Origin of the sequence: Undibacterium sp. Ji50W, from assembly GCF_049340445.1 — a bacterium.
Lineage (GTDB): Bacteria > Pseudomonadota > Gammaproteobacteria > Burkholderiales > Burkholderiaceae_D > Undibacterium.
Window position 1 is genome coordinate 1 of the sequence record NZ_JBMPOX010000008.1, and the last position, 24,288, is coordinate 24,288.

Below are 24,288 nucleotides of genomic sequence, written 5' to 3' on the forward strand. Positions count from 1 at the left end.
TATCATTTGTTGAATTACCCATTCCTTTTGTTCTGCCGTATAGCGTACTCGTTTCATCTTACTCTGCCTTTCGCTCTCCAACGGGTTAGATTTCTGATGACGCGACATCTATCCTGACATGGAGGGGCTTCGCCAAAATAAAGTATCCAAAGAAAAGGCGACCGCAGACTTGCCCTTTGGGTGCTTGCGCTACGCTCCAGCACAATTTGTGCATCACAAAAAATGGGAAAGCTTCGAAACTCGCTTCGCTCAGACATCGGATCTTCTTTTTCCATTTTCTGTGAAGCACAAATTACATCGTCCCAAGCGGATTAAGGTCAACTGCAACAGCAACGTCAAAAACAACGTCAATACAATCTCATTCATATTTATTTGAATGCCGTCAATTAACGTTGGTGTGGGGGTTGCAGTTGTTTTTGAAGTTGTAGTTGCTTTTGACCTTGTAGTTGTCTTTGACTCTAATCCGCTTGGGACGAAGCCATTTGTGTAGTGCAGAAAATGGAAAAAGAAGGTCCGGTGTCTGAGCGTAGCGAGTTTCGGACCTTCCCATTTTTTGCACTACATAAATGGGTACTCCCGCAGGGAGCGAGTCTGCGGTCGCCTTTCTTTGATTCCGTTCTTTGGCGAAGCAAAGAAAGGAATTCGGCCGCCGGGCCGAGACCCGGCTTGTATCCACGAAGAGCAATCGTTTCAATCAAAGTACGGCACAAAAACAACGCCACTGGAGCGCCGGTCCGGTAGCCTTCAGCCTAAGCTGGAGCAACGATAATATGAGCGACGCAGATCAACCAAAAACCACCTTGACCGGAGCCAGAAAAAACTGATTCCCTGATGGAACCAGATCAAACACTAAGTCTTATTGCGGAAGCAGTAACTCTTCAGCAAAGCTTCTGCATCCATGCATGACAATTTACCTGAGGTACCAGCAGCTTTGCCATCGCTTAGACTTTCCCCAACGACGTGCAACCGCCTGCTCGCCAGTGCCATCACATGTTGATTGTCGTATTGATGCAGTAAAAAATCCCAAGTGACATCGGCCCGATTATCCAGACCCTGAAGCAGGCTGACGCCTGATGCCGCATCGACACTGAATATCAGTCGCCGTGCATCGGCAGAAAGCCCATCACCGGTCGCTTTCAGGTAAGCTTCTTTCAGTACCCAGAATTCGTAAAACTTTTGCGTCCTGCTTTTGCTGTCCAGGCGATTCACCTCTGTGATTTCACTGGCGCTACAGACCACGGACATCAGCTCATCCAGGTTGACATCATAATGTAATAATTCCACATCGACACCGATGTCTGACATATTGCCAAGAGCAACGATGATCAGTTCACCGGCATGAGAAATGCTGATGCTTGGTGGTGGTGGTGATGCGTGTCGTGTAAAAACGATAGCGGGCTTGCCGGACGCCGCTAGCACAATGGACATATCCTGTACCGGCACACCTGTGTTGGTGGCGACAGCCAGTTTGACCAGGGCACGCCCGCCCAGATAGCGGTCCCTGTCATCTTGGCGCAGATAACGTTGGCAGCGAGCCTTTTCGGCGCTGCTCAATAGGTCTTGTAAGCCGGACCGGTATTCACGCAACTGTGTCAGACTGGCTACCCATATTCCGGGTGCCATTGTGATCGATGATGGTGGTGTAACTTCAGGCATGGTGTGTTTTTCTGGTTTTTGCGGCATTATATTTTTTTGTCTGTCATGCAAAACAAATGCCTGAGCAAGTGCTGCAATTTTAATCCAGTCTTACGGCAAACAATAAAAAGGAAATTGCATTGAAAATTATCGCCTATCCGTTTGCAGGGGGTAGCAGCCATAGCTACGCCAGACTGGCACGTGAGCATATGCATGAATGGATTACGCTGGACCCGCCCGGCCACGGCAGCAGCATGCGCCTGCCGCTGATGCATAGCATTCCGGAGATGGTATCGGCCTTGCTGGAACCCACCTTGCGCGCTACTGCTGGCAGCCCCTATGTGCTGTTTGGTCATAGCATGGGAGCCTATATCGCGCTGGCCATGCTGGATCGTCTGGTGGAACTGGGTGCCAGTCTGCCAGCAAGGCTGCTGCTGTCTGGTGCTGCGGCACCCCATAGTCGCGTATTGCAACACCATGCAGAACTGCCGCAGAAAGAATTTCTGGAATGGGTGGCGAATAGGGGCGGCATATCAGCAGAAGTGCTGGCCGAACCGCAATTGGTGGAATTGTTTGAACCCATACTACGCGCTGACATAGGCGCAGCAGAAGCGTATAGCGATGGCAGCCAGCGTGACTACGATGGTCCAGTACATATCTTGCTGGGCAAGGATGACAGGATAGCCTTGGCCGATGGTTTGGCCTGGGCTGACTGTTTTGTCCGTGCGCCTGAAGTACATCTGTTTGACGGAGGACATTTTTTCCTGTTTGATGAGATTCAAACAGTGCAAGCCCTGATCGCCTGATTTTCCTGGATTCTGCTTATGGGCAGGATGTGACTGCCTAGCCCTAATCTTCATCACTTCCTTTTGATGCCAACAAGCCATTGCCCTTCGAAGCGCTGATGGCAGTTCCCCGTGCCGGACAACACGGACAACAATAGCGCATGTTTAAAAAATGTTGACAAATGTCTCATTAATGCAAATTTGTCAAAATAGTTAGTGCAAAATTATTATCATATAGTAAAGTTAAAATATTAATTTTACCTTTCCTTCCTAAGAACCTGTTTACGATCTGTAGCGAGCGAGCGTCAGCGGGAGTGAAGAGCAGCGCAAAAAGCGGAATGTACTGTAGTACATGAGCATTTTGAGCAGCACATGAGCCCCGATCACGCTCGCGCAGTAAGATCGTAAGCGGGTTCTAAGCTGCTTCAGCAGTTGAATTATTCCACTTAAGCACTGTAAGCATTGCCTGCAGTTTGCGCAAACCGCATGAGGCAAACCCGCGATTGCCGCACCGGCAGTCTTTATTTTTGTCATAGGTTCTTCAGTAAAAGGAGAAAGTCATATGAATACGCACATTTCTATCGCTTATCTTGATGTATGCGAGGGGGAAACATGATACGTTTAAAGCTATCCCCTATTACCAGCATTGCCGAGGCGCAGGCCATGCTGCAGACGGCCATCAATGTTGAATTTGGTACTTTGCCGCCGTATCTGTATGCACAATTGACGATACTGCCGGGTAGCAATGCGCCAGCCATGGCGCGCCTGCAATCGATTACCCATCAGGAAATGATCCATCTCTGCCTGGGGGCGAATATCCTCAATGCCCTGGGTGGCAGCCCCAAGCTGAATGCGCCCACTTATCCCGGCCCCTTGCCTGGTGATATCGGTCATGATGGCCAGGTACTGACCCTGCATATTCTGCCCTTTGGCAAGCCCGCCATGCAACAGGGCATGAATATAGAAACACCGGTTGACCCCATCGTTTTCCCGCAACTCAAAATGCTGGAGCTGGCAGTCACCAAAGCCGTCACCATAGGCGAGTTCTATGAAGCCCTGGATGCCTACCTGAAAACCTTGCCCGCCGCAGCCTGGCATGTTGATCGTAACCAGATCGTCGACAAGCAATTTTTCCCTGGTCAGTTATTTGCGGTGAACAATTATGCGGATGCGCACAAGGCTATCCAGGTCATCGTTTCCGAAGGCGAGGGCGCAAGTGACAGCCCGCTGGACTTTGGCAAGGAACTGGCGCACTTCTATCGCTTTGAAGAAATTTATCGCGACCAGGTACTGACCAGTAGCGATTCCAAACAGGGTTTTTCCTGGGGCGGGCCTTTGGGTGTGGACTATACCAAGGTCTATCCCGCCATTGCTGATCCGCAATTGCATGATTTTTCTAAAGAACCGACCGCTGCCAGGCAAGCGCAAGAAGCGTGCACCATCGCCTATAGCGCCATGGTCGATTCCTTGAACCTGGCGTTGAATGGCAATGCAGCACAACTGGGGATAGCGGTGCGCAAGATGTTTGATTTACGCATGGCTGCCATCCAGGCTTTGCACGCGCCCCTGGCAGACAAGCACAAGGTCGCCGGGCCAGCCTTCATCTACAAGAAAATCTGAAACGGGAGAGAACAGCATGAGTATCCTGCAAATACCGCGCATACATTTCAAGGGGCAAATTTCCTGGGACCCCATCGTCACTAATAACTATCCAAATTTTTATAACGAGGACAAGTCTCAAACGGTGTTGACACCGCCCGAGACCATGAGCCAGTTTCGCCAGAGCGCCATTGAGGCCGTCAAAACAGATGGCAACTGGAATCCACATGGCACCCATAGAGTGAAGTTCTTTGACGCTTTCGTGTCGTCTGTTGATCTTGGCCATGGTTTGGTCACGACAGACAAACTCTGCGGCGCACCGTGCAACCTGAATGCCATGCTGATAGATCTGGAACCTTATGGCGCCTGCACATCACAACTGTTTTTCGATGCCATCAGTTTTGGCATTGATGGTGGTTGCCGCATTGCGGCACCGCGTAATGAACGCTTTACTGCGCGGTATATCAATTTCTCACGCAATTCATTTGGCTATACCGCTGGTGGCGCTTCAGTGAACTGGCAAACCTCCTTCGCAACAGCAGGCTTAAAAATTGATAGTCATAAAAGTGCTGCCCTGGCGGCCTTGCAGCATGCCTTGCAAGAAGCTGATGCAGAAGGCATCGTCATCAGTTTCAATGCCTATCACACCATTTATTTTGATGACCCCACACTCAGCAATGCAATCCCAGGGTCTGGTGACATCCAGTCTGGCCTGCTATATGACAAATTGATGGCTGGTGGCTTTCAACCCAACCCGGCCCGTAGCTTGATAGTCGGCACCATTGGTGTCTGGCGCAAGGGTGAACCCATGCATGAGCCAGGTGACAGGGCGCTATTGCCGCCACTCCCCAAGGCAAAACCACTGTTTGCTGCGGCCCATGCACGTCTGGACAAAAACCAGGTCAGTCTGGACTTATCCAATAGCGTCAGTGAAACCGGCGCCGATTTGAAAAAACTTGACTGGGGAACATTGCAACTCTTTGCAGTCGACAGGCAAAACAAGAAAGAATATTTGCTGGGTAGTCTCAACTACAATCAGTATGACCGTGCCGCCTATGAGGCCGGCTCAGGTATAGTCAACCTCAATATCAATCATGCCAGCGAAGCCGCGCAGGCTGACTGGGAATTGCGCACTGCCGATGGCAAGGTCTTGCTGGCTGAAGCCCCCTTGCGCCTGATACCGCGCACACCGAATCTGTATCTCGACCAGGGGCCGGCCAATTCAGTCAAATTCCAGACGTATAAGCATGGCAAACCGCTGTTCCAGGTCAGTGATGTCACCTTGTTCCAGATGTCGGCAAGTGGCAGCGAAGTGACCGCCACGCAAAACCTGCAGACCGACGGCGAAGGTAGGTTGAGTGTCAGTGCCGATGCCAGCAAGGGCCAGGTGTATGCCTATATCCCCGTAGCTGGCAAGAACATGCCTGCACCAGAAGCTGGCCTGAGTACCCAGACCTATACCTACGCCTATGTGCGCGTACGTGCTGCCGACAATGACATCGCCGCCTTGCCTGCTACCTGGGACAATGTTTACAAACATGTGCTGATCAACTGGAATGCCATGGCCCCCTGCATGGATAACTGGCTCGATCTGGCCAATCCGGCACAGATACATAGCTATGCCTCCATACTGCACCGCCTGACTGCACCGGCTGCATTTGAAAGCTATTTGTTCATGCCGGTAACCCGTGACCTGACGGCAGGGCAGCGCAGCTTGCTCTACAAATTTCTCGACAGACCTGCTGCCGAGATTGCCACAGAAGCCGTTGCAAGCACAACTAGCACAGCGAGCAAACAAGTCGCGACAGCGGCATTGGCTGCCAGCAAGCTTAAGCAAGAACCAGAAAGCTTGCCGTACTTCGCACAATTGAGCCGGTCCTTGCGTAGCCCTGACAAGAAATAGTTTTTTGAGAAGGATGCAGAAACAGTTTTGGCATGAACAATGAAAAGCCACATGAAAAAAAGCCACCTGAAAATGGTGGCTTTTTGCATGGATTTTATTGTGTTATGGCATGGGCATAGGCATAGAGTGATCTGGTTATTCCTATTTCTACCTGGGCTGCTGTGGTTAAACACCGGTGTTGATGGCAGTATCAACACCGGCCTGGCAATGATGCTTACTGGGCCTTCAAATATTCCAGCAAGTCCAGCCTTTGTTCTTTCGTCAGCATAGGCAAATCACCAGCTTCTTTGGGGGCCTTGGTACCGTATTCATGGCCTGTATTGCGATTGCCATTCAATCTGGTATCGAAAGTAAAACCTTCATAGCCGCTACTTTTCAGGCCAACTTTTTCCACGTCAAACTCACGTGAACCCACCAGAAATTTTTCAGGCCGGCATTCAGCATCTTTTTGATCGGCAGGGCAGCTTGCTGGCAGCAATAAATCATACAAGGTAGGCACCGACCCATTGTGCAGATAAGGCCCGGTTGCCCAGATACCATTCAGTGAGCGCCCCTTGTAGGCTTGCAGGGAAGAATAGGGTGTCATGGTTGTATCGGGGTTGTAATTGCCATGCTTGTTGGAATCATGGATTTCATTGCCGAACAAGGCCTGAATGATATTGTGCAACCATTCTGACCAGCGGCGTATGAAGCCCTTGTCTGCATCTGGTGTCGTCACTACCCCCAAAGTCGCCTTGGTCAGCAGGGCAGCGATAGGTGCTTTTTTGTCGAGCAAGACATTACCCACGCCCGCACTCACATATTGATTACGCAAGATGCCGGAATAACCTTCGTATTTGATACTATTGTTTGCCATGGTCGGATCGGTGCCGACTTCTTCCAGCTTCGACATATGGGCCACCACACGGCGTTGTGCGGAACTGCGATCTATCTCTGCATGGCAACTGGCGCAATAACTGGCAAACAGTTTGTCACCGCGCTTGATGCGGGTTTGGTCCAGTTTGCCCAAGATCTCTTGTGGCCATTGCGGTGACTGCAATTCAGTCAGCTGGTCTTCTATACGGCGCAAATTCTGGGTATTGATGGAGCTGTCAAATTCTATGACCTTCTTGGTCCAGCCCTGGCCAGAAATCAATGAAGTCAGCGAGAAACGACTGCTTTCATGCCAGTCCAGCGAGCCAAAGACACCAATCACTTCACCGGTATTGCGACCCAATGGGCCCAGTCCACCATTCGCCCCAAGGCCATTCCATTGCACATAATCATGCTGGGCAATATCCCACAAGAATGGGTAACTGACAGGCGCATCCGCCTTGATGAATAATTCTTTCCTGAGCTTGACGATGTTCTGGGCAGAGGTGGCCACTCTTTCCATGATCTTGTCGCGATCAGCAGAGCTGATGTCCTGGCCTATACCCGCCAGCGCAGTGTTCACCTCATCCTCGGTCAGGATATCGTCCAGCACTTCTTTTAATTGCTGGCGGTTCAGTAAATGCTCCAGCGTGCGGTTATAGATGCGGCCAAACGCATCCAGCCTTGCATAGCCATATTCGACAGGGCTGTGGTTGATGATGTTATAGCTGGTCAGACGCAGCGTATAGGTTTTGATATCGGCGATGACATCTGCCTCACTGCCATATGCGCCGTTTTGCATGACAGCCTGGACAAAGCGTTTTTGCACGTCCGGTTTATCCCTGACTGCCACCATCGCATCGGTCAGCCCTTTCAGGAAACCCGCCATGTCTGCACTGGCCGGGCCACCATCGATACGCATGCCCGTACCTTTGAAATTGATTTGCCCGGTATGACAAGCCGCACAGGTAAATCCCATATAATTTTTTCCCAGGTAATTGTCTTTGACAAAGCCCACGGGCAAGGCATCCGGATTGCTGGATGTCTTTTTCTGCGGTAGATAGCGGAAGCGGTTGATGTTTTCGTCACTGCGAAACAGCGCAGGTTTGTCAGCCTGTTCCAGCACCAGGAAAAAATCATAAGGCAATAAATTAGAACCCTGGGTCGTGGTGTAAAACCACAGGCTTTGCTCAGGCTTCCAGTTTTGCTCCAGATACACAATCTTGCCCGCGCTGTCACCGAACACATCTTGCTTGACCGGGACTGCACCACGATCTGGGTCACTGTCAGACACTTCCCAGCTTTGTGACAAGGTGATGATCAAAGGTGGAATGATGAATAGCAAAATGAGCAGCAAGAAGCCATGCCATATTTTGAATTTTATTTTTGGAAATTTCATGATGCCGCCTGAGTAGAGAGACGCGAGAAATCCGGTGAATTGGAGTTGTTTATGATTGTATTTTTATCATGCTGATATTTTAATTCTTTTTGTCAGATTACTGTACAACTTGCAATAAATGTATATTTTTAGCAACACATGTCAGGGCAGACGTCAATGCCACCATCAAAATGCTGACTGGCTAAACCGTCGCTTCCGCAGTTGACGTCGTTAATGCTAGCGCCCATGCTGGTGTGATCAACTTTGTTGGCAGTGACGTGTCATTTTCCGTGGTCAATGGCAAAGCCGTCTGGAAATTTTTTTCAAGGACACGACAATTACCCAGTCTATAGAAATCGCATCTGGCAGTACCCAGGGCGCTTTCATGCACATGGTTTTTCTGTCTTTAGATAAGAAAATAGCCAATACAACAGATAGCAAGAATCATAAAAGGCAGACCAAACAAGGCGATTTTGGTAAAACCCGTTTGCTGCGGGCGGCCAGGAAATTCTGGCTCAAGAAAAGAAAATGTCACTCCCCGGCCAGTTCTATATTCAAGATTCCACAACAGACCCGCGCTCAGATAAAGCACGGACGACGCATAAATATTTGCGTCCCAGGTAATCGGGTAGTGGCCATCCCTGATTAAAAGATACAGGTCATAACACCAGCTCGCAGAAAACATCCACAAACCAATAGCGATCAGTACATGCCTGACCCTGGCCTTGCCCCTTATTCCCAAATAAATAGTTCCCGTCGCCCATGGTGCAGTCAAGAATGTTAACGCGGACATCATGGCAGCATCAAAATAATCCCAGGTAGGATCAGCGGTATAAGGTGCAACCACAGTAATCCCAATTGCGGCAATGCTGAAAGTGATCAGTTTCCATGGCACGAGCAGAAATAATTTGTAGCCTTGCAAGGGAAAGGCGCTACGGTCGGAAAGATATAGCCACGTACACAGGATGCAGTAGCTGATCCAGGCGGCGAGATAAAATCGAAGTTCTGTTGTCATTGACGATAATGTTCAGGCTTGATTCTGTATCTGTGGTGCATTGGTAATTTTGAATAATTTATTCATTACATACTCAAATTGTATGCGTTCTTGTTCCAGTCTCAGGTTTTTTCCCAGACGTTGGTTACGCAAGTCTTCAAACACAGAAAGCTCTTCAGCGTTTAGCATGTGCAGATCATGTGTGACTTGATTACCCTCCTCACACCAATGCATTTCATGACTCAGCAGACTTTCCCTATCCATTAAAAATGAAGTAACATGCCGGAAATGTTCACGCAACTGGTTGAGAATCGCGAAGCCATGCGTATCGATATCTCCCCAATAATACATTGTGCAGTTATGCAACCATTGTGCGGGTACCAGTGCGTCCCAGCCATAGCCCGCGCCAAAAATAACGATGGCATTAGCGACTTTAGGAAAAGCCAGGAAATTGGTCTCATTCTCGGTAATAAAAACAGTCTTGCCAGATAAGTCAAGACGGGCAAAGCTGTCTGCGTCCAGGGTGATGTCCGGGTGACTGATGCCAGCTAAAATTTGCATACGCTGGTCAAGTACCCTAAAGCGCAAGCGTAATGGCTTGTCCAGAAATCCATATCGCGCCGCGAACTGGCTGCTCCCTGTGTAGTGCTCATCAATGGCATCTGGAGTTAGTGCCAGATCCAGCAACTCTGATAATACGGCACGATTTGCCTCGATGAATTTGCTGTGTATACCAGCAATATCTACCTGACGCAGATAAATCGCAGGGCGTGGATGTGCACATAACCATGTGACAATGGCTAGCAACTGTGGCCAGCGATCATATAATTCCAGCGCCTGCATAGGCCGTTTCTTTAGCCACGATTGCAAGGCCGGGAGTTTATGAAGTGTGTCATCAAACATCAATTGAAAACGTGCAGCTTCTCGTTTTCTGCCTGCTACAGCTAAAGCCGCATCCAGGCTGTCTACCCACACTTGATAGGGCAGACGTTGCAAGCCATGTACGCGGTGGCGTACTTCGCGCCACTCTATGCGTATGTGGGGCGCTACAGTCAGTTCTGCAATCCATTGCCGCACAGCGTCAAAGCGACCACTTACATCGCTGGATGTCGGCACTTTCAAAATCAAGCGCAGAGGGAAGTGCACGTCTGGCGCCAACTGCATGCGCGATAAATCGCCACGTTCCCATAGACGATGCAACTGGGCTTTTAGTTCTGATGGCCCAGTCCAGCTCATGTCAGTGCATCCACCAGCATATGCATTTTTTGCTCGCGATATTCTTCTATCGATAAATTACGCAATTTGGATGCCTGGCCATCTTCGTTGTGGACATAACCGACACTGGATACATAAGGTTCAATAATATGGATTTTTTGCAATGGCGTGACAATCAATAATTGCAGATTCAGTTGCTGAAACAGATTCAAGCCATATTGTGCTGATTCGTCAGAGCCACGTCCAAACGCTTCATCAATCACCACAAAGCGGAATGAACGCGAACGTTGCCTGTCCCAACCGAGACCAAATTGATAGGCCAGGCTGGCAGCCAAAATGGTGTAGGCCAGTTTTTCTTTTTGACCGCCTGACTTACCGCCCGAATCTGAATAATGTTCATACTCGCCGTCGTTGCTGCGCCATCTTTCACTGGCGGCGAACAGGAACCAGTTGCGCACATCTGTTACTTTGCCAGTCCAGCGTTTGTCTTGTTCTGACAAACCCTCACGTCCGCGAAAGCGGTCTATGATGGCCTTCACTTGCAAGAATTTGGTCTCTGAATACTGTGCTTCATCTGAACCGCTTAAAGTACCCTCGGTACAGGCCCGCAAATCAGCCTGAAAATCGCGTATGTCGGCATCCGGGCTGATTTGTGACTCTACGATGATGTAGCGGCCAGGGTTATAGTCAATCTGTATCAGTGACTGGTTGATATGCGCAATGCGTTCTTTGATGGTTTCACGTTCCCGTGCCAATTGCGCATTGAAATTGGCCAATTCATTGATAGTATTGACGTTTAGCATTTCTTTGAAACGTGCTTCAAAGCGTGGCAAGTCGTCGCGATTCAATTGCTCCAGAAGGTTCTTGTATTCAAACCCGGCATCAACGTGGGAATCAAAATCAGCGGTCTCAAGCTTGAACTCTGCCTTGAACATGAACATGGCTTCTCCGACCTTTTTAGCCAGTTTCCTCAGCTTATCGTCTTCCGCCTCTAAATTTTTCTGTATGAAACTGCGAACCTCCTGCTCTTGTGGATCGCATGATTCAACCGTGAGCGTATGCTTGCCCAAAGCCTGGTTACGTAATTTCTCAAGGAGTAGGCTTACATCATTTTTTGGTGTGAAGCGTTGTAGCACTGCCAGTGCTGCGCTCTGCAAGTTCTCGGCCAGTTCTCTATTGTTATTATTGATGGAACGCTTACTCTTGAAATCGTCAAGCTGGGCTTCCAGTTCTTTCAGTGCATGCCTGGCATTTTTTAAATCCTGGTTCAATGACTGCAGTACATCAGAGGCAGCTTCCAGCCTTTGCCTTTCAAGCTGCAGATTGGCAATCTCTGCGACCAGGCCTGTCCAGTTGATTTCTTCAAAATCCTTGAATTCTTCCAGTTTGTCGAGAGCGCTAATCTTGGCTTTTGTTGCGTTTTGTGCGGCTTTGGCGTCGTTCATCAACTTCATGACGCGGTGCATATCGGCTTCCAGTTGGCGGCCTTTCTTTTCCAAAGCTGCAAGCTTGGGGGCATTGGACCAACCCAGTACATAACGGCTGCGGTCACTGATGCTGTGGCTATCATCTTTCTCGTGGCGGCCACTGGGATCTTTGATTTGCCCGGCCATGGTAATTGCCCTGGCCTCCTGGCGGAATTGCGCCTGACTTGCGCAACAGGCCACATCAAAGCGGTGCAGCAGCTCACGTTCCAGCCATTCATAGAATGCAGAATCAGGTTTGATGGCGAGTTTCCTGGTCAGTGAATCAGCATGAGTGGCAGGCAGGTTGCCACGTCTTTGCTGATGTACACGGAAATACACGAAGCGCCCGTACAGATGATTACTGTTGACCCATTCTGCAACTTGCCGATAGTACTTTTCTGGCACCAGCATGGACAGGGCAAAGCCACGCATGAGTCTCTCAGCTGCACCTTCCCATTCTTGCTCGTTATCGCGGATTTGTATCAATTCACCGCAAAAGGGCATTTCATCCTCTGCGATGGCCAGCGCATCGCACAAGAGTTCACGTATCTTGATCTGCTTGCTGTCGATATTATTGGGGCGGCGCTTCAGACTGTTGATTTCTGTCTGCAATTCGTCTCTTCCAATTTTGACTTGCCTGAACGTAACGCCATGTTCTGTATGCGTATTTTGCAGGCGACCTTCATCAGTCTTCAAGTCCGCAGCCAATAAACGCAAAGCCTGGTTTTGATCCAGAAAATCGTGCTGCTGGCCGGCTGGCTTTTCACCGAGTTCGCTTAACAACTGGCGATAACGGTCCGCCTTGTTCTTGCGATTTTCGCGCAGGATTTCTTTTTCTCTTATCTCTGCCTCGATTTTTGCCAGTCGATCTCCACCATTGTGAGCAATAGCAATGATGATGTCGTCAATCTCAAAACTCTGCTTTTCACGTTGCAATTCCAACTGCCTGATCTGCGCATTGTGTTGGAGCCATTCTTCTCCCAAATGCGCAAGACGTTGCGTCAGCAAGTGCAATTTCAAACTGGCGAAATGACTGGGCAAGCCTTCGCGGCATTGCTTCAATTGTTCGATTTCTGCCGCCTTGACGATATGCAATTCATAATCTGCGACCAGTGGTGTCAGCATATTGGTCTGCCGCTTTGCCTTCAATACTGCTTCGTGGGCACGATTTAAATCTTCAAAGTGAGAAATCAGCGCATCGGTACGACTGACTACATCAAAGGGCTCCAGCATGTGGGTACGTACAAAGTCGGTCAGGTTACCGACAGATTTCATCGATACAGTCTGATGGAATAACTCCAGCGCCTGATCATTTTCTATACCAAAACGCCGCCTGAACCAAGCCGCATATTTAGGAAAAGTCTCTTCTACATCCGCGCCTGATGCACGTAGTCTTTTGCGTAATTTATTGATGTCTGCATCAAAATTGGCAAAGTCAGTTGCGATAGAAAGATCTTTTTCTGCCCCGACATAAAAGCGGGCAGGTTGGCCATGCGGCTCTTTCATCCAGAACATCTGTGCCAGTGTCACGGTCTGGTCAAAACCAGCGTTGCGAAAAACAGCCAATATCACGGAATAACTATTATCCTTGCGCAGTGAAACCGGCCTGGCAACACCACTGACTTCATTACGTTCTGATTTGAAATAGCCCAGCACATACGAGCGCAAATTTCTCTCTCGGCTGTCAGCGCCAGCGGCCTTGTTGTACGCCGCTTTTTGTGCTGGCACCAGCAAAGTGGTGATCGCATCGACCAGAGTGGATTTGCCTGAACCGATGTCGCCTGTCAGCAGACCATTTTTTCCATCCAGATGCAGTGTCCAGACCTTGCTGTCAAAAGTGCCCCAGTTCAGCACTTCCAGCCTGTGCAGGCGAAAGCCTGACAGCTCTGCCTCTGCCATGAATTCACTGTTTAATTGCATCACATCATTCATCATTGCTATTGTCCTGCACAGGTTCCTCACCTGCAAGTTGCGCCTGGTAGCTGGCTAACCGCACATCAAAGTCGGCCAGCCATTGCGCATCGACAAAGGCTTTCAGTATACGTCGCACCTCATAATTCTGTGGATTGTTGCCCGTTTTTAATTTGCGCACGAAGCCAAGGTCTATCACCTTGTTGATATGGGTTTCCACCTGATCAACCAGCCGGGCCTCGTTACTGCTGTCGGGCAAAAACACACGCATTAGTCCGGCGATATCGTCCTTGCTCAAAACCAGACGGGTGTCACCACCACTGGCATCAAATTCTGCCAGCCTTTTTCTGAGCAAAGCCAATAACAGACTGACAGGAAATGACAGGGGGCGTCGCGCTACCAGGCGCGGTACCCTGGTTTTGGTTTTTGCTTCCTGCTCGCCTGGCTCAGGGCGGCTTTTGAGAAAGGCGTAGCCTTCTGCTTCATCAAGCACCAGATCAAGATTGAGCACCGCAACATAGTCACGTACCCTCGCTTGCAGCTTCAATAAAGCACCCCACAATTGCTCGTCATCTTCACGATACAGTACTGTTTTGAGTAAATTGATCAGTAGCGGGGGTAAGGCACTGTCCTGATCGGATGTAGATTGGCTATTGATAGTATGCGCTTCCACGCTCACCTCACAAAAATGACACGTGGCAGGGTAGCCTGTTTTTGCACCTGCTTGCCTTGGGCCGTGACCGCATTCCAGCCTATGGTTTCAGTATGATCTTCATCGATAACGGTATTGAAGGACTCGCTTCCCAAATGCAGATAACTGATCAATTCTGCCAGGCCATGCTGCAAGGGATGCTTGATGGTGATTTCTTGCAACGTCGCTTGCGATTGCAATTGCAGCGCATGGCGTATGTGCAGCATTAACTCTGCTTTGTCTATGGTGAAGTGATTGTACAAGGCATTGGTATCAAGGTCGGCTTCCCCCGCCTGCAATATCAGGTCCGCAACGACAGGTTTAAAAGAGGGCATGTGCAAAGGGCGTTCCATCGGCAATTCTATCTCAGCTGTCAATTCATCTATGCTGGTAAATTCGCCCGTTGGCTGCTGCTGGCGCAGAGCCAATGACTTGGATTCTATGCCACGCAATATATCCATGATGCGGCGATTTTCCAGCCAGGTCTGGTCATCCAGAAAACGCCTTAACTGTTGCGATAATTGTGCGACTGTGCGTTGCGTATGCTCACCAGCTTCCAGCCAGTCATAGTGTACTCGTCTGGTACGCGGGCCGGGGGCCAGTTCCAGTACGGGCGTCAAATTCAAAACGCGATCCAGTAGCTGCGTCAGTTCTTCCTGGCGGCGGCTGGACATCAAAAAATCCCAAAAGGCACGAAAACTCTTACCCTGATCCGAGTCGCTGATCGCATCACGTTCGCCCATGATCTGTTCCAGCAACGCACCTTTGGATCCCTCCCACAAAGCAATATGCTCACGCACCCTGCGGTCAAGCTGACGGAAATTGTATTCAACTTCACGAAAATCAGTCAAGAGATCACGTGAAATTTGCATGAATTGCTGAAAACGATCCTTGATCGCCGTGTCATCCAGCAAACCCAGATCGCCACTCAAGGCACGGCTGATCTCTGCATCAATATCTTCACGCTTCTTTTGTAGCTCTGCGACGCGCTTTGCGGGGTCAGCTTCGCTGCCTTCGCTCATTTGCTTAAGCAAATCAAACAATGTCAGCAAGCGTGATTCTGTGCCGACGAAGCTGCGCTCAGTCAGGTTACCTAGCCAGTTGATTGCTTTTTCTGTTGCTGGTGTCAGGTCAAATTGCGCTTCATCTGACCCCTGTTGATAGAATTTACGCAGCCATGCCTTGTCCGGACTGGCCCAGTCATTCAAATATTCCTGCGCCCGCTTGGGGAACTCGTTTTCACCCAGGCGCTCACGCAATGCAAACAACTCGTCTTCCAGCATTTCAGCCAGATCGGCGGCATTCACAACACGTACATTGGGGACGACAAAGATACGATGCAAAAAACTGGCAATCAAAGGTGCATGGTCAGAACATAGCAAGCGCCAGGCAGGGTGATGAGTGCGCAGGGCGGACAGGGTAGTAAAGTCCAGGGACATGCGGGATTGCTCGCTATTCGAATCATATATTGAAGGACAATTATCCTACTGCATAAGGAAGGATGCTGCCATGTTAATTTGGTAATGATGCTTCATTTGATTTCATAGTTGGCAAGTAAATCATCCATTTCGTCGCCCATGCCATAGCCAAAGCGGTGGCAAGTGATAGATTCTTTCTCAAGCCTGTCCCACTATGATTGAACTTGTTTATCAGGGGGATATGAGATGTTTTCCAGGGCTTGCTCAAACATTCTGATCAAAGCATCAAAATATGCCCTATCTCAGTCACTGAGAACCACTTGCAACAACTCCTGCGACCACTTTCACTTAACTGGCCGCACTCATCATATTGAAATTGCTGCAAACACGATTGCGTCCGCTTTTTTTGGCTGCGTAAAGTGCGTTGTCTGCGGCTTCAATCAATTCAATGGGCTTGTTCACATCCTTGACGGGAATCATCGCGTCCACTCCAGCGCTGACGGTGACGATGCCGGCCTCGCTACCTGCATGTGAGATTCCCAGATTGTGGATTGCGGTGCGGATTTTTTCGGCTATGATTAGCGCGCCTTCGACATCAGTAGTGGGCAGAATAACGGCCAGTTCTTCACCGCCATAACGTGCTGTCAGGTCGCCAGCACGATTCTGGCAAGATTTGACTGCCTGACTGATTTTGCGCAGACATTCATCGCCAGCGGCATGGCCGTAAAGATCGTTGTATTGCTTAAAGTGATCAACATCAATCATGATCAGAGCCAGTGAACTGGCATTCCGGGTAGCACGGCTAAATTCTTCTTCCAGGGTAATGTCAAAATTGCGCCGGTTGGCCAATTCGGTCAGCGCATCCTGCAGCGACAGTTTTTCCAGCGTTTTATTCAGGACGATCATTGCATCGCGTGCCCTGATGACTTCCGCTTCTGCATTGAGGCGCAATTTCATTTGCCCGATCAGATAAAAGCCAATGGAGCCCAGTGCGATGACGAGTAGCGCTACGCCAGCAGAATGTAAATACGTATCTGTCAGCCAGTCGGCAAGAATTTCATCTTCCGATACAGCCGCTGAGACAAACAAAGGGTACTTGTCCAGACGCCGGAAGCTGTTGAGTCGCTTTACACCATCCTGTGCTGATTTGACAGTGAACGTCCCGGATGCTTTAACCCTGCTTTCTTTAAAAACCGTGGTTGACTGCATATTCTTGCCGATGGAGTCCGGCAACAGCGGTCGGCGAGTCATCAGGTTGCCACTATTGGATACCAGAACGATTGCCCCCGATTCGCCAATATCAAAGCTGTCATAGAATTTATTGAAATAATCAATTTCTATCGCGGCCAGGACCACACCCGCAAAACTGCCATCCTCATGATTAATTCTGTGCGACAAAGTCATAATCCAACTCCCGCTGGAACGACTGCGTATTGGTGGGCCTATATATGAGTTTTTGTCCTGATGCGTGCGGTGGTAGATGAAATAGTCACTATCTGCGTTATTCATGTTTGCAGGTGTGGAAGCCAGCGAACTCACTACCGAGTTACCATTTTCGTCGTAAATGAACAGGCCCTTCAACTGAGAGAGTTCGGCCGTTTTGCGTACCAGCAGATGGTGAAGTCGCTCCAGGGCGGCAGGGGTAGCCCCGTCAGTCTGGATTCGTTCGTCAATTCCCAGAAGCGCAGTGTCTGCGGCTTTGATGGTGTCGTCAGCGTGTTGTGCTATCGCGCGCGCCATATTGGCCGTGGACACCTGCATCTCACGCAATTGATTTTTTCTGGCAGTCCAGCTACGCCCGCCATCTATGCATATCAGTGACGCACAAACAAAAATCACAAACCCCATGGCCAGCCACGTCAACGACAACCTGGGCGTTGAAGCAGACGCGTTGCTCAGTGTTGTTGGAGGGTTCATAAATGGTCAATAAAGGTGCAATGTATTTTTGCTGCAGTGACCTCAGTTATTACATAAGCCTGGGGGACGATGGCACCCAGAACCATACTGACAAAGTTTGCAATGCATACGTCTTGCGACTTGTCGGGGCTATGGGGGCGAATCATTGGGTTTTGATACAAATTAATCTAAAACAATGACTACTACTTTGTAGCCTGGCACGTTGTCGAATGTGATTGATGGTTATGGCCTGGCCATTATTATCTCGCACTGCGACTGTAAAAATCTTATATCACGCGTCAATATGCGCGTCATCTATAAGTGATTGTCAATTTGCAATATTTTGCAGTTTTGTGCCTGCGGTGTCTCGTTACGCGATTCGGATGGTGAGTTTCTCAGGGTCTGTTAGTTTGGGGGAAATATAGTGAGGATGAACTATTGGCGTAGTATCCTGGCGTTCTTGGAATTTTCGGATCATCGCGATTCATAATAAGATCAAACGAAGTAGGGGCAAGAAATCTGGAGCATGCCTTATCGGTGCTCACCAAAAAAATCAGTAAGGAACTTCATTTCATTGTGTACAAAGAAATGAAATTTCAAGACTAATGGTTGGCTATCTCTCTAGGGACGATTTCAGCTAAATGAATGGTATGTGATGCTTCTGCCATTTTTAAGTCAAATGCGGTTTGAAGATTTAGCCATGTATGCGCATCGCCGCCAAAATATCTAGCCAGGCGCATGGCGGTATCTACAGTTATTCCACGCTCTTGTTTGACGATTTCATTGATACGCCCTGGCGTTACGTTTAACTTCAATGCGAGTGCGTGCGGAGACATATCTAACGGGAGCAAGTATTCCTCCAGTAATATCTCGCCTGGATGAATTGGTCGCATTCTGTTTTTAAATGTAGACATAATGAAACTCCTAATGGTAATCAACAATTTCGACTTGCGTTGGGCCTTGGTTGGTCCAGATAAAACAAATTCGAAATTGGTCATTAATTCTGATACTGTGTTGCCCCAAACGATCGCCACGTAATGGTTCCAGCCTGTTGCCGGGTGGTGACCTAAGAGCGTCAAGAGTGACAGCACTATCCATTATTTGTAACTTCCGTTCGGCAACAGACTGAAAAGATACAAATCTAGGTATGCGAAACCCCTCGAAAAGTTTTTGTGTTTCGCCACATTTAAATGATTGTATTGTCATGCTGTTTATCGATAAGCGATAAATTCAGTATAAATCTTAATCCAATTTGATCAAGAGTTTTCTGCAGAATTTTTCGTGCTGGGGCCTGCCATAATTGACTGCCACACGCCACTATTTCCCTTCAGCTTAGTCTGGTGCTTCTTAGAGTTGATATCGCCACGATTTACGTCACCGTGTTTTACCAAAAGCGCCACCAGGGGGCTTTAACTATCTCTAGTCCCTGCTCTGGCGGGTAACATATTTCCTTTGCAGTCACTGCGACCGGTACAGATACTGGAAAGACTTTGTTATGCGGTATCATTTGACCATCTTTGTCGTATTGCTCGTCATCTGGTCCAAGCACTTTTGTGCCCATTTTTGCGCAAGTGTTCACATTTTTTTCATGAGCTCTACGTCTGGGCTCTTTGTCATGATGTTGCCATGGTGGTACCACATGCTGGCTGCAGGTCGATCATCTGTATGAAGAGGATGTCCCGTCCAGGTTGCCAGGCTTTTGTCAGAATCAATATGACTTGAGCCAATTTGCGTCTGAAATTCGAAATCAAAGCGCATTTTTGGGTCAGCGCGTACAACCTCAATCCACTCTTCGATCGAAATGTCTAATCCCTGATCGATCCAACTTTCGCGGCGAGTAATGTTAACGTCGGAGCCAATTAGTTCTATTAATTGATTGATTCTTAGATTTCGCAAAATATAAAAAAGCCACCCAATAAATTGGATGGCTTTTTGTATTCTGGTGTCGGCGGGAACCTAAAAGACCGTCAATTAAGGCTCTTGAGGCAGTGTCGATAAATTTACTGCGATAGTTACTGCATTTATGCATCGGTGCAAATTTTTCAGTCAACATACTCAAACACCAAGTTGCTGGCGAGTTGCAGAAAAATATCTATTTTTTTAGCCAAAAATGAAGTCTTTCAATAACATCTATTATCATTTTATTATCCGATTTGGGAAGTTCCTCAATTAAGCTTGCAATGTAATCGGCTTGATTAGAACTAATATTGCTTACACCCCGGATAAGGTCTTTAACCTTGCTCATTAGAATCGCCACTTCTGAGCAGCAGAGTAACAGTGAATTTAAATAAGAATTGGAATCGATGATGAAATACATCTGCATTGTGTTTCTTTTCATTTGCACTTGCGTCAAGGCAGCTGATTGGCAACTTTACTTTGAGGGTGCAGGTCGAATTGGGGAGAAATATTACGTAGACCAAACAAGTATAACTCGCCTGAGAAACGGCAACGTCAAGCTATGGGAGAGGCAGATTGCGAATCAGGAAGGGCCGTTACCCATGAAAGATTTTGGTGGCGGGCTTCTAAACCTTTATGAGATTGATTGTTCTGAGCGGAAGTATCGGCAATTGGCTATGAGGCCGATCACACCAACATTTGATAATATGAAGGCGATAAATAAAATGGAAGAGTACTTTAAAGAATGGCAGGAATTTATGCCGAACGATTTGTATGAAGCACGGCTACACGTTTGGTGTGGTGTTAAGTAGAAGATAATCTTACTAAGGTACCTCATGTCTTTTTTTGCCCGATTCATTTTTCTGCTCGTAATGGTTAATTCGGTCAATGCGCAGCCGTCACGTGTCGAATGGAAATACTACGGTGGCTTATCATCAGACCTGTGTTTTTATGAGGCTAATGGTGTCACTTTGACACGTGAGAAATTCGTTCGGGTGTGAGTAAAGTGCCTGCGCGAGAAAGACTTGAACGGCGTTGATTTTCAAACAGACTTGGGCAAGAAGATTGTAGATGTGGCAGCGAAAAAAAGATAGTCTTCGTGAGACTCATCGTAAGAACAGAAATTCGCAATCGTTTCTGCCGGGTTTTTAGCTGAACCGTTGGCAGGTCTGGCCTTGTAGCGTCTCCAGCACATGTCGTGGGTTTTTTGATTGAACTTGTCCACTGACCCCGTGAGACGACTTACTTTGAAGTCACCGAGTGCCTGCTGAACCTGTTGGACCACCGAAGATGGCTTGAATCGGCCACCGTTTATAACACCACCACCATCCTTCGATTTAATCATGACCGCGAATTTTCCGAATTCTGCTTTTTTGTTCATCAGTAAGTTTATCGTGATGAAAAAACTGAATCGACAACGCGTCTTGCGACTGGTGGTTGTCCACCTGAATTAGAAATGCCCTGAATGCAAATTGACCACTTCCCACAATGTCGGCCGAGAACATTGAGCGGGAGGTGTCGATGAAATTTTTGACCTCCAAAAGCTGTTTGTTCGACTTAATCGCGGACGCAAATGATTCACCACTCGGAAAAAGTTGTAGTGAAAAGGATACCCAAATATTATTGCTTGTTCAAAACTCCATGGGGTTTCAATGCGTTAAATATCTGCAAAATAGAATTAATCTGCACTTTATCGCCAGGACTGGGGGGGTAATCAGAAGCCTGAACAATGACTCCATTTGCTACAAATTCCGTGCGTATATCATTTGGAAGTAATTCCACAATTCCCTTATCATCAAAATAAGTTAACCACCCGACTTTCCGATCTCCGATCGGTTGCTTAGGATACGGAGAAACCGATGTTCGCCAAATTGTGGCATCGTTAGGTTTAATATATTCTGTCATACTCAAAAAAATCTTCTTAGCATCTTGAACAAATTCAGAATCCTTAGAGAATATAATCGTTAAGTGATCTGATAAATTTGGCAAGGCGCGCCCAGCGTTCATCAAAATCGTAATACCTGGAACCTCTGGCTCAAGAGTAGTGCAAAACCCTGTGTGAAACCCCAGTCCACATCTAGAATCCAACGTAAATTTGTTGCGGTCACTTCCAGGCACAAATTTTTCACCTGCAGAAGCAATATAGGTACGACTATGGTCCAGACTAGAAATGATAAGCGACTCAAGTCGAGCGTCTTTCGCAGATATCAAAATACCACCTTCGGGCACGTCCGAAAGGATATATAACGATGTAAGCGCATCATTTACTAGTGCCAAGTTCTTTAGGCAACCAATTACCCAATCAATATATTGACGGCCAGTGAAGGGTCGATTGGACCAACGCGCAGAAAAGGTCAAGTCATCCTGACTATATTGCATTTAGTACCCCGCTCATTGAAGCTGACATATGACTTTGAAAAGTCAATCCATTGATATTGACATAACATTGATTCTAGCATAGGCGAATCACATCTTTCTCTCACCGCTAGCCTTTCGTTAGTATCCCTCGCCTATTCCTGATTCCGCAATTCATTCCAAAGCGCCACGCCCACCGACTTGCTCAAGCTCTCCAACAAACTCTCCATCGACGCATCCAATGAGAACGGTGCTATTTTGAAATCGCACTGTAGGTTGCAATTGACCGTTGATTCAATTCCTAACGCCGGGATGGAAATTATCCAACGTCGATCCAAGCTGCTTCAGAATCTGCTTCCGATAGCGTCGGCTCATGCGCAACCGCTGCGCACACTGCAAGACTATCTCGTATTCTCCGTCCTCGCGTATTTCCAGCGCGCGTACACGATCGAGATTGACGATGGCCGAACGATGAATCCGGCAAAATCCCTGCGGTGCCAATAGCATGTCCAAATCCGCCAGGCTGCGGCGCAGCATATGTGTTTTGTCGCCTGCATGGAGCGTCGAATAATAATCGCTTGCCTCTATCCAGTCGATGTCCGAAAACTTGACGACATCGAGCGTGCTGCCGTTCTTGATGATGAAACGTCGGGTTTCGCCGGGAACGCGCAGTCGCTCTTTTACGCGCGCCAGGACGCGCTCAAAGCGCTGGTCATCGAAGGGTTTCAATAAATAGTCGAGCGCCCCTACTTCAAACGCGCGCAAGGAAAACTGATGGTGGGCGGTGACAAAGACAATTGCAAAATCCGGCGAAGGTCCGATGCGTTCTAACAGTTCAAAGCCGTCGCATTCCGGCATTTCCACGTCGAGAAACACCAGGTCGGGTTTGGCAACCGGGATCACCGCCAAGGCGTCCTCAGCCGAACTGCATTGCCCAACCAGTAATATGCCAGCATCGCGGGCCAGCAACACGGCGAGGTTGCTGCGCGCGAGCGGCTCGTCGTCGACAATTAGGGCCCGCAATGGGAAATTGCTGTTATTCATCAAATCTCGCGATACGGTACGGTAACCGTTGCCAGCACGCCGCTCCCAGCCCGGTTTTGCAACGTCAACGTCTGCTCGTTCCCATATAGCATCATCAGGCGCTGACGCGCGTTGGAGATGCCCACCCCGTCCCGGATTTGCTCTGGCAAGAGCGCGCCATCGTTATAGACGCTCAGCGTCAACAACGCGCCGTCGCGTGTCGCAAGCACCCTCAACTCGCCGCCTTTGGCGCGCTTGGCAATGCCGTGTTTGATGGCGTTTTCTACCAGCGGTTGCAAAATGAAATCAGGCACCTGCGCCTGCATGAGCTCGTCTGGAATATCCATATGGTAACGCAGCCGTTCGGCAAAGCGCATCTGCTGTATATCCAGGTATTTACGCAGGAAGGCAATTTCCTCTTCCAGGGCCACGAATTGACGGTCCGACTGGTCGGTCACGCGGCGCAACAGGTCACCCAGGGCGGCGATCATGGCAATCGCCACGTTGCCCTTTTCTTCTCGGATCAGTCCGGTGACGGCATTCAAGGAATTGAAGATGAAATGCGGCTCGATTTGCAGCCTGAGCGCGGCGAGTTGCGTTTGCGCCAGCAATTCTGAGAGGCGTGCGCTGGCCGCCTGCTGCTGCGCCAGGCGTTTGTAAGCTTCCAGCGTCATGCTGAGCGTCATGATAGCGCCATAAAGGATGACGTCGCCAACCAGGTTGCCGAGAAACTTTGCCTGCCAAATATCTGCAAATGCGCCGGGGCCGGAAGAATAAGCCAGGGGGTTTGTCGCGTGCTCCAGCAGCGCGGCCCATGTGGCCCATACCACGCCTATCACCATGCATGCTGCAGCATGCACACCCCAAGGCGTGACTTGCTTGGTCCGCAGGGGAAAGCGTTGCAACAGAGCGAGCACCGCAGGGGTTGCCAGCACCCACACCGCCCAGGATGCGGCCGTCACGGCAAAGAGCGTCACCCAGGCATGGTGCATACCCATTGTCTGCATGGTGACGACGGTCTGGGTCGCATCGAACAGGGCGAGGGCCAGCCAGGCCCCTGCCACGTAGCGCCATGAATTGGTCGAAGGATAGGTGCTTGTTTTCATGGAGTAATCATAAGGGAAAATGCCACGGCCAGCGACGATTTGCAGCGAATCCACGAGAACCTGCAGCCAAGCGCCTCGTGCATGCGGGACAGGGATGGGAAACTGGCTGCTCTTCATCAATTGATAAGGAAGACCATGAAAATCATTTACCGCATATCCGAGGAC

18 protein-coding genes are annotated in these 24,288 nt (G+C 48.9%); 4 read left to right on the forward strand and 14 right to left on the reverse strand.

Annotated features, from left to right (window positions below; genetic code table 11):
- Positions 1-849: 849 nt before the first annotated feature.
- Entirely contained in the window at positions 850-1,656 is an 807-nt protein-coding gene (locus tag ACO0K9_RS13300; RefSeq protein ID WP_422985628.1) for a 4'-phosphopantetheinyl transferase family protein, read from the reverse strand.
- A 119-nt stretch (positions 1,657-1,775) separates the two neighbouring features.
- Here ACO0K9_RS13300 and ACO0K9_RS13305 point away from each other — a divergent pair, with 119 nt between their 5' ends.
- From ACO0K9_RS13305 to ACO0K9_RS13315, 3 genes are all read left to right on the forward strand, one after another.
- Positions 1,776-2,441 carry a thioesterase II family protein gene (locus tag ACO0K9_RS13305; RefSeq protein ID WP_422985630.1) on the forward strand — a complete coding sequence of 222 codons (666 nt, stop codon included), beginning with the start codon at positions 1,776-1,778 and terminating at the stop codon, positions 2,439-2,441.
- 591 nt (positions 2,442-3,032) lie between these two features.
- Positions 3,033-4,040 carry a ferritin-like domain-containing protein gene (locus ACO0K9_RS13310; RefSeq protein ID WP_422985632.1) on the forward strand — a complete coding sequence of 336 codons (1,008 nt, stop codon included), beginning with the start codon at positions 3,033-3,035 and terminating at the stop codon, positions 4,038-4,040.
- A gap of 16 nt (positions 4,041-4,056) precedes the next feature.
- Positions 4,057-5,922, forward strand: coding sequence for a hypothetical protein (locus tag ACO0K9_RS13315; RefSeq protein WP_422985634.1), 1,866 nt, complete (start codon positions 4,057-4,059; stop codon positions 5,920-5,922).
- A 214-nt stretch (positions 5,923-6,136) separates the two neighbouring features.
- On the opposite strand, the gene ACO0K9_RS13320 is transcribed toward ACO0K9_RS13315, so the two are convergent.
- The 9 genes from ACO0K9_RS13320 to ACO0K9_RS13360 all read right to left on the reverse strand — a co-directional run bounded on the left by ACO0K9_RS13320 (position 6,137) and on the right by ACO0K9_RS13360 (position 18,949).
- Positions 6,137-8,173, reverse strand: coding sequence for a di-heme-cytochrome C peroxidase (locus tag ACO0K9_RS13320; RefSeq protein WP_422985636.1), 2,037 nt, complete (start codon positions 8,171-8,173; stop codon positions 6,137-6,139).
- A gap of 385 nt (positions 8,174-8,558) precedes the next feature.
- A complete protein-coding gene (locus ACO0K9_RS13325; protein WP_422985638.1) occupies positions 8,559-9,167 on the reverse strand; it encodes a hypothetical protein in 609 nt (202 codons plus the stop codon).
- Between the two features lie 12 nt (positions 9,168-9,179).
- A complete protein-coding gene (locus tag ACO0K9_RS13330) occupies positions 9,180-10,382 on the reverse strand; it encodes a Wadjet anti-phage system protein JetD domain-containing protein (RefSeq protein ID WP_422985640.1) in 1,203 nt (400 codons plus the stop codon).
- On the reverse strand, positions 10,379-13,747 hold the full coding sequence (locus ACO0K9_RS13335; RefSeq protein WP_422985642.1) for an ATP-binding protein: 3,369 nt from the start codon (positions 13,745-13,747) through the stop codon (positions 10,379-10,381). Before ACO0K9_RS13335 ends, ACO0K9_RS13330 begins: the two co-directional genes overlap by 4 nt.
- 4 nt (positions 13,748-13,751) lie before the next feature.
- The gene (locus ACO0K9_RS13340; RefSeq protein ID WP_422985644.1) at positions 13,752-14,411 is read right to left on the reverse strand and encodes a DUF4194 domain-containing protein; all 660 of its coding nucleotides are present in this window, start codon (positions 14,409-14,411) and stop codon (positions 13,752-13,754) included.
- A 2-nt stretch (positions 14,412-14,413) separates the two neighbouring features.
- A complete protein-coding gene (locus tag ACO0K9_RS13345) occupies positions 14,414-15,868 on the reverse strand; it encodes a DUF3375 domain-containing protein (protein ID WP_422985646.1) in 1,455 nt (484 codons plus the stop codon).
- Between the two features lie 327 nt (positions 15,869-16,195).
- A complete protein-coding gene (locus tag ACO0K9_RS13350) occupies positions 16,196-17,764 on the reverse strand; it encodes a sensor domain-containing diguanylate cyclase (protein WP_422985648.1) in 1,569 nt (522 codons plus the stop codon).
- Positions 17,765-18,345: 581 nt separating this feature from the next.
- Positions 18,346-18,657, reverse strand: coding sequence for a HigA family addiction module antitoxin (locus tag ACO0K9_RS13355; RefSeq protein WP_422985650.1), 312 nt, complete (start codon positions 18,655-18,657; stop codon positions 18,346-18,348).
- A gap of 10 nt (positions 18,658-18,667) precedes the next feature.
- On the reverse strand, positions 18,668-18,949 hold the full coding sequence (locus ACO0K9_RS13360) for a type II toxin-antitoxin system RelE/ParE family toxin (RefSeq protein ID WP_422985652.1): 282 nt from the start codon (positions 18,947-18,949) through the stop codon (positions 18,668-18,670).
- Between the two features lie 1,100 nt (positions 18,950-20,049).
- Between ACO0K9_RS13360 and ACO0K9_RS13365 the strand changes: the two genes are divergently transcribed.
- Positions 20,050-20,451, forward strand: a complete 402-nt coding sequence (locus tag ACO0K9_RS13365) for a surface-adhesin E family protein (RefSeq protein ID WP_422985654.1) — start codon at positions 20,050-20,052, stop codon at positions 20,449-20,451.
- Positions 20,452-20,681: 230 nt separating this feature from the next.
- Here the strand turns inward: ACO0K9_RS13365 and ACO0K9_RS13370 are convergent, their stop codons facing one another.
- From ACO0K9_RS13370 to ACO0K9_RS13385, 4 genes are all read right to left on the reverse strand, one after another.
- Positions 20,682-21,020 carry a hypothetical protein gene (locus ACO0K9_RS13370; protein WP_422985656.1) on the reverse strand — a complete coding sequence of 113 codons (339 nt, stop codon included), beginning with the start codon at positions 21,018-21,020 and terminating at the stop codon, positions 20,682-20,684.
- Between the two features lie 239 nt (positions 21,021-21,259).
- Positions 21,260-22,018: a hypothetical protein gene (locus ACO0K9_RS13375; RefSeq protein WP_422985658.1), complete on the reverse strand. Its 759-nt coding sequence runs from the start codon at positions 22,016-22,018 to the stop codon at positions 21,260-21,262.
- A gap of 270 nt (positions 22,019-22,288) precedes the next feature.
- On the reverse strand, positions 22,289-23,038 hold the full coding sequence (locus tag ACO0K9_RS13380; protein WP_422985660.1) for a LytR/AlgR family response regulator transcription factor: 750 nt from the start codon (positions 23,036-23,038) through the stop codon (positions 22,289-22,291).
- Entirely contained in the window at positions 23,038-24,177 is a 1,140-nt protein-coding gene (locus tag ACO0K9_RS13385; protein WP_422985662.1) for a sensor histidine kinase, read from the reverse strand. Before ACO0K9_RS13385 ends, ACO0K9_RS13380 begins: the two co-directional genes overlap by 1 nt.
- Positions 24,178-24,288: the final 111 nt, after the last annotated feature.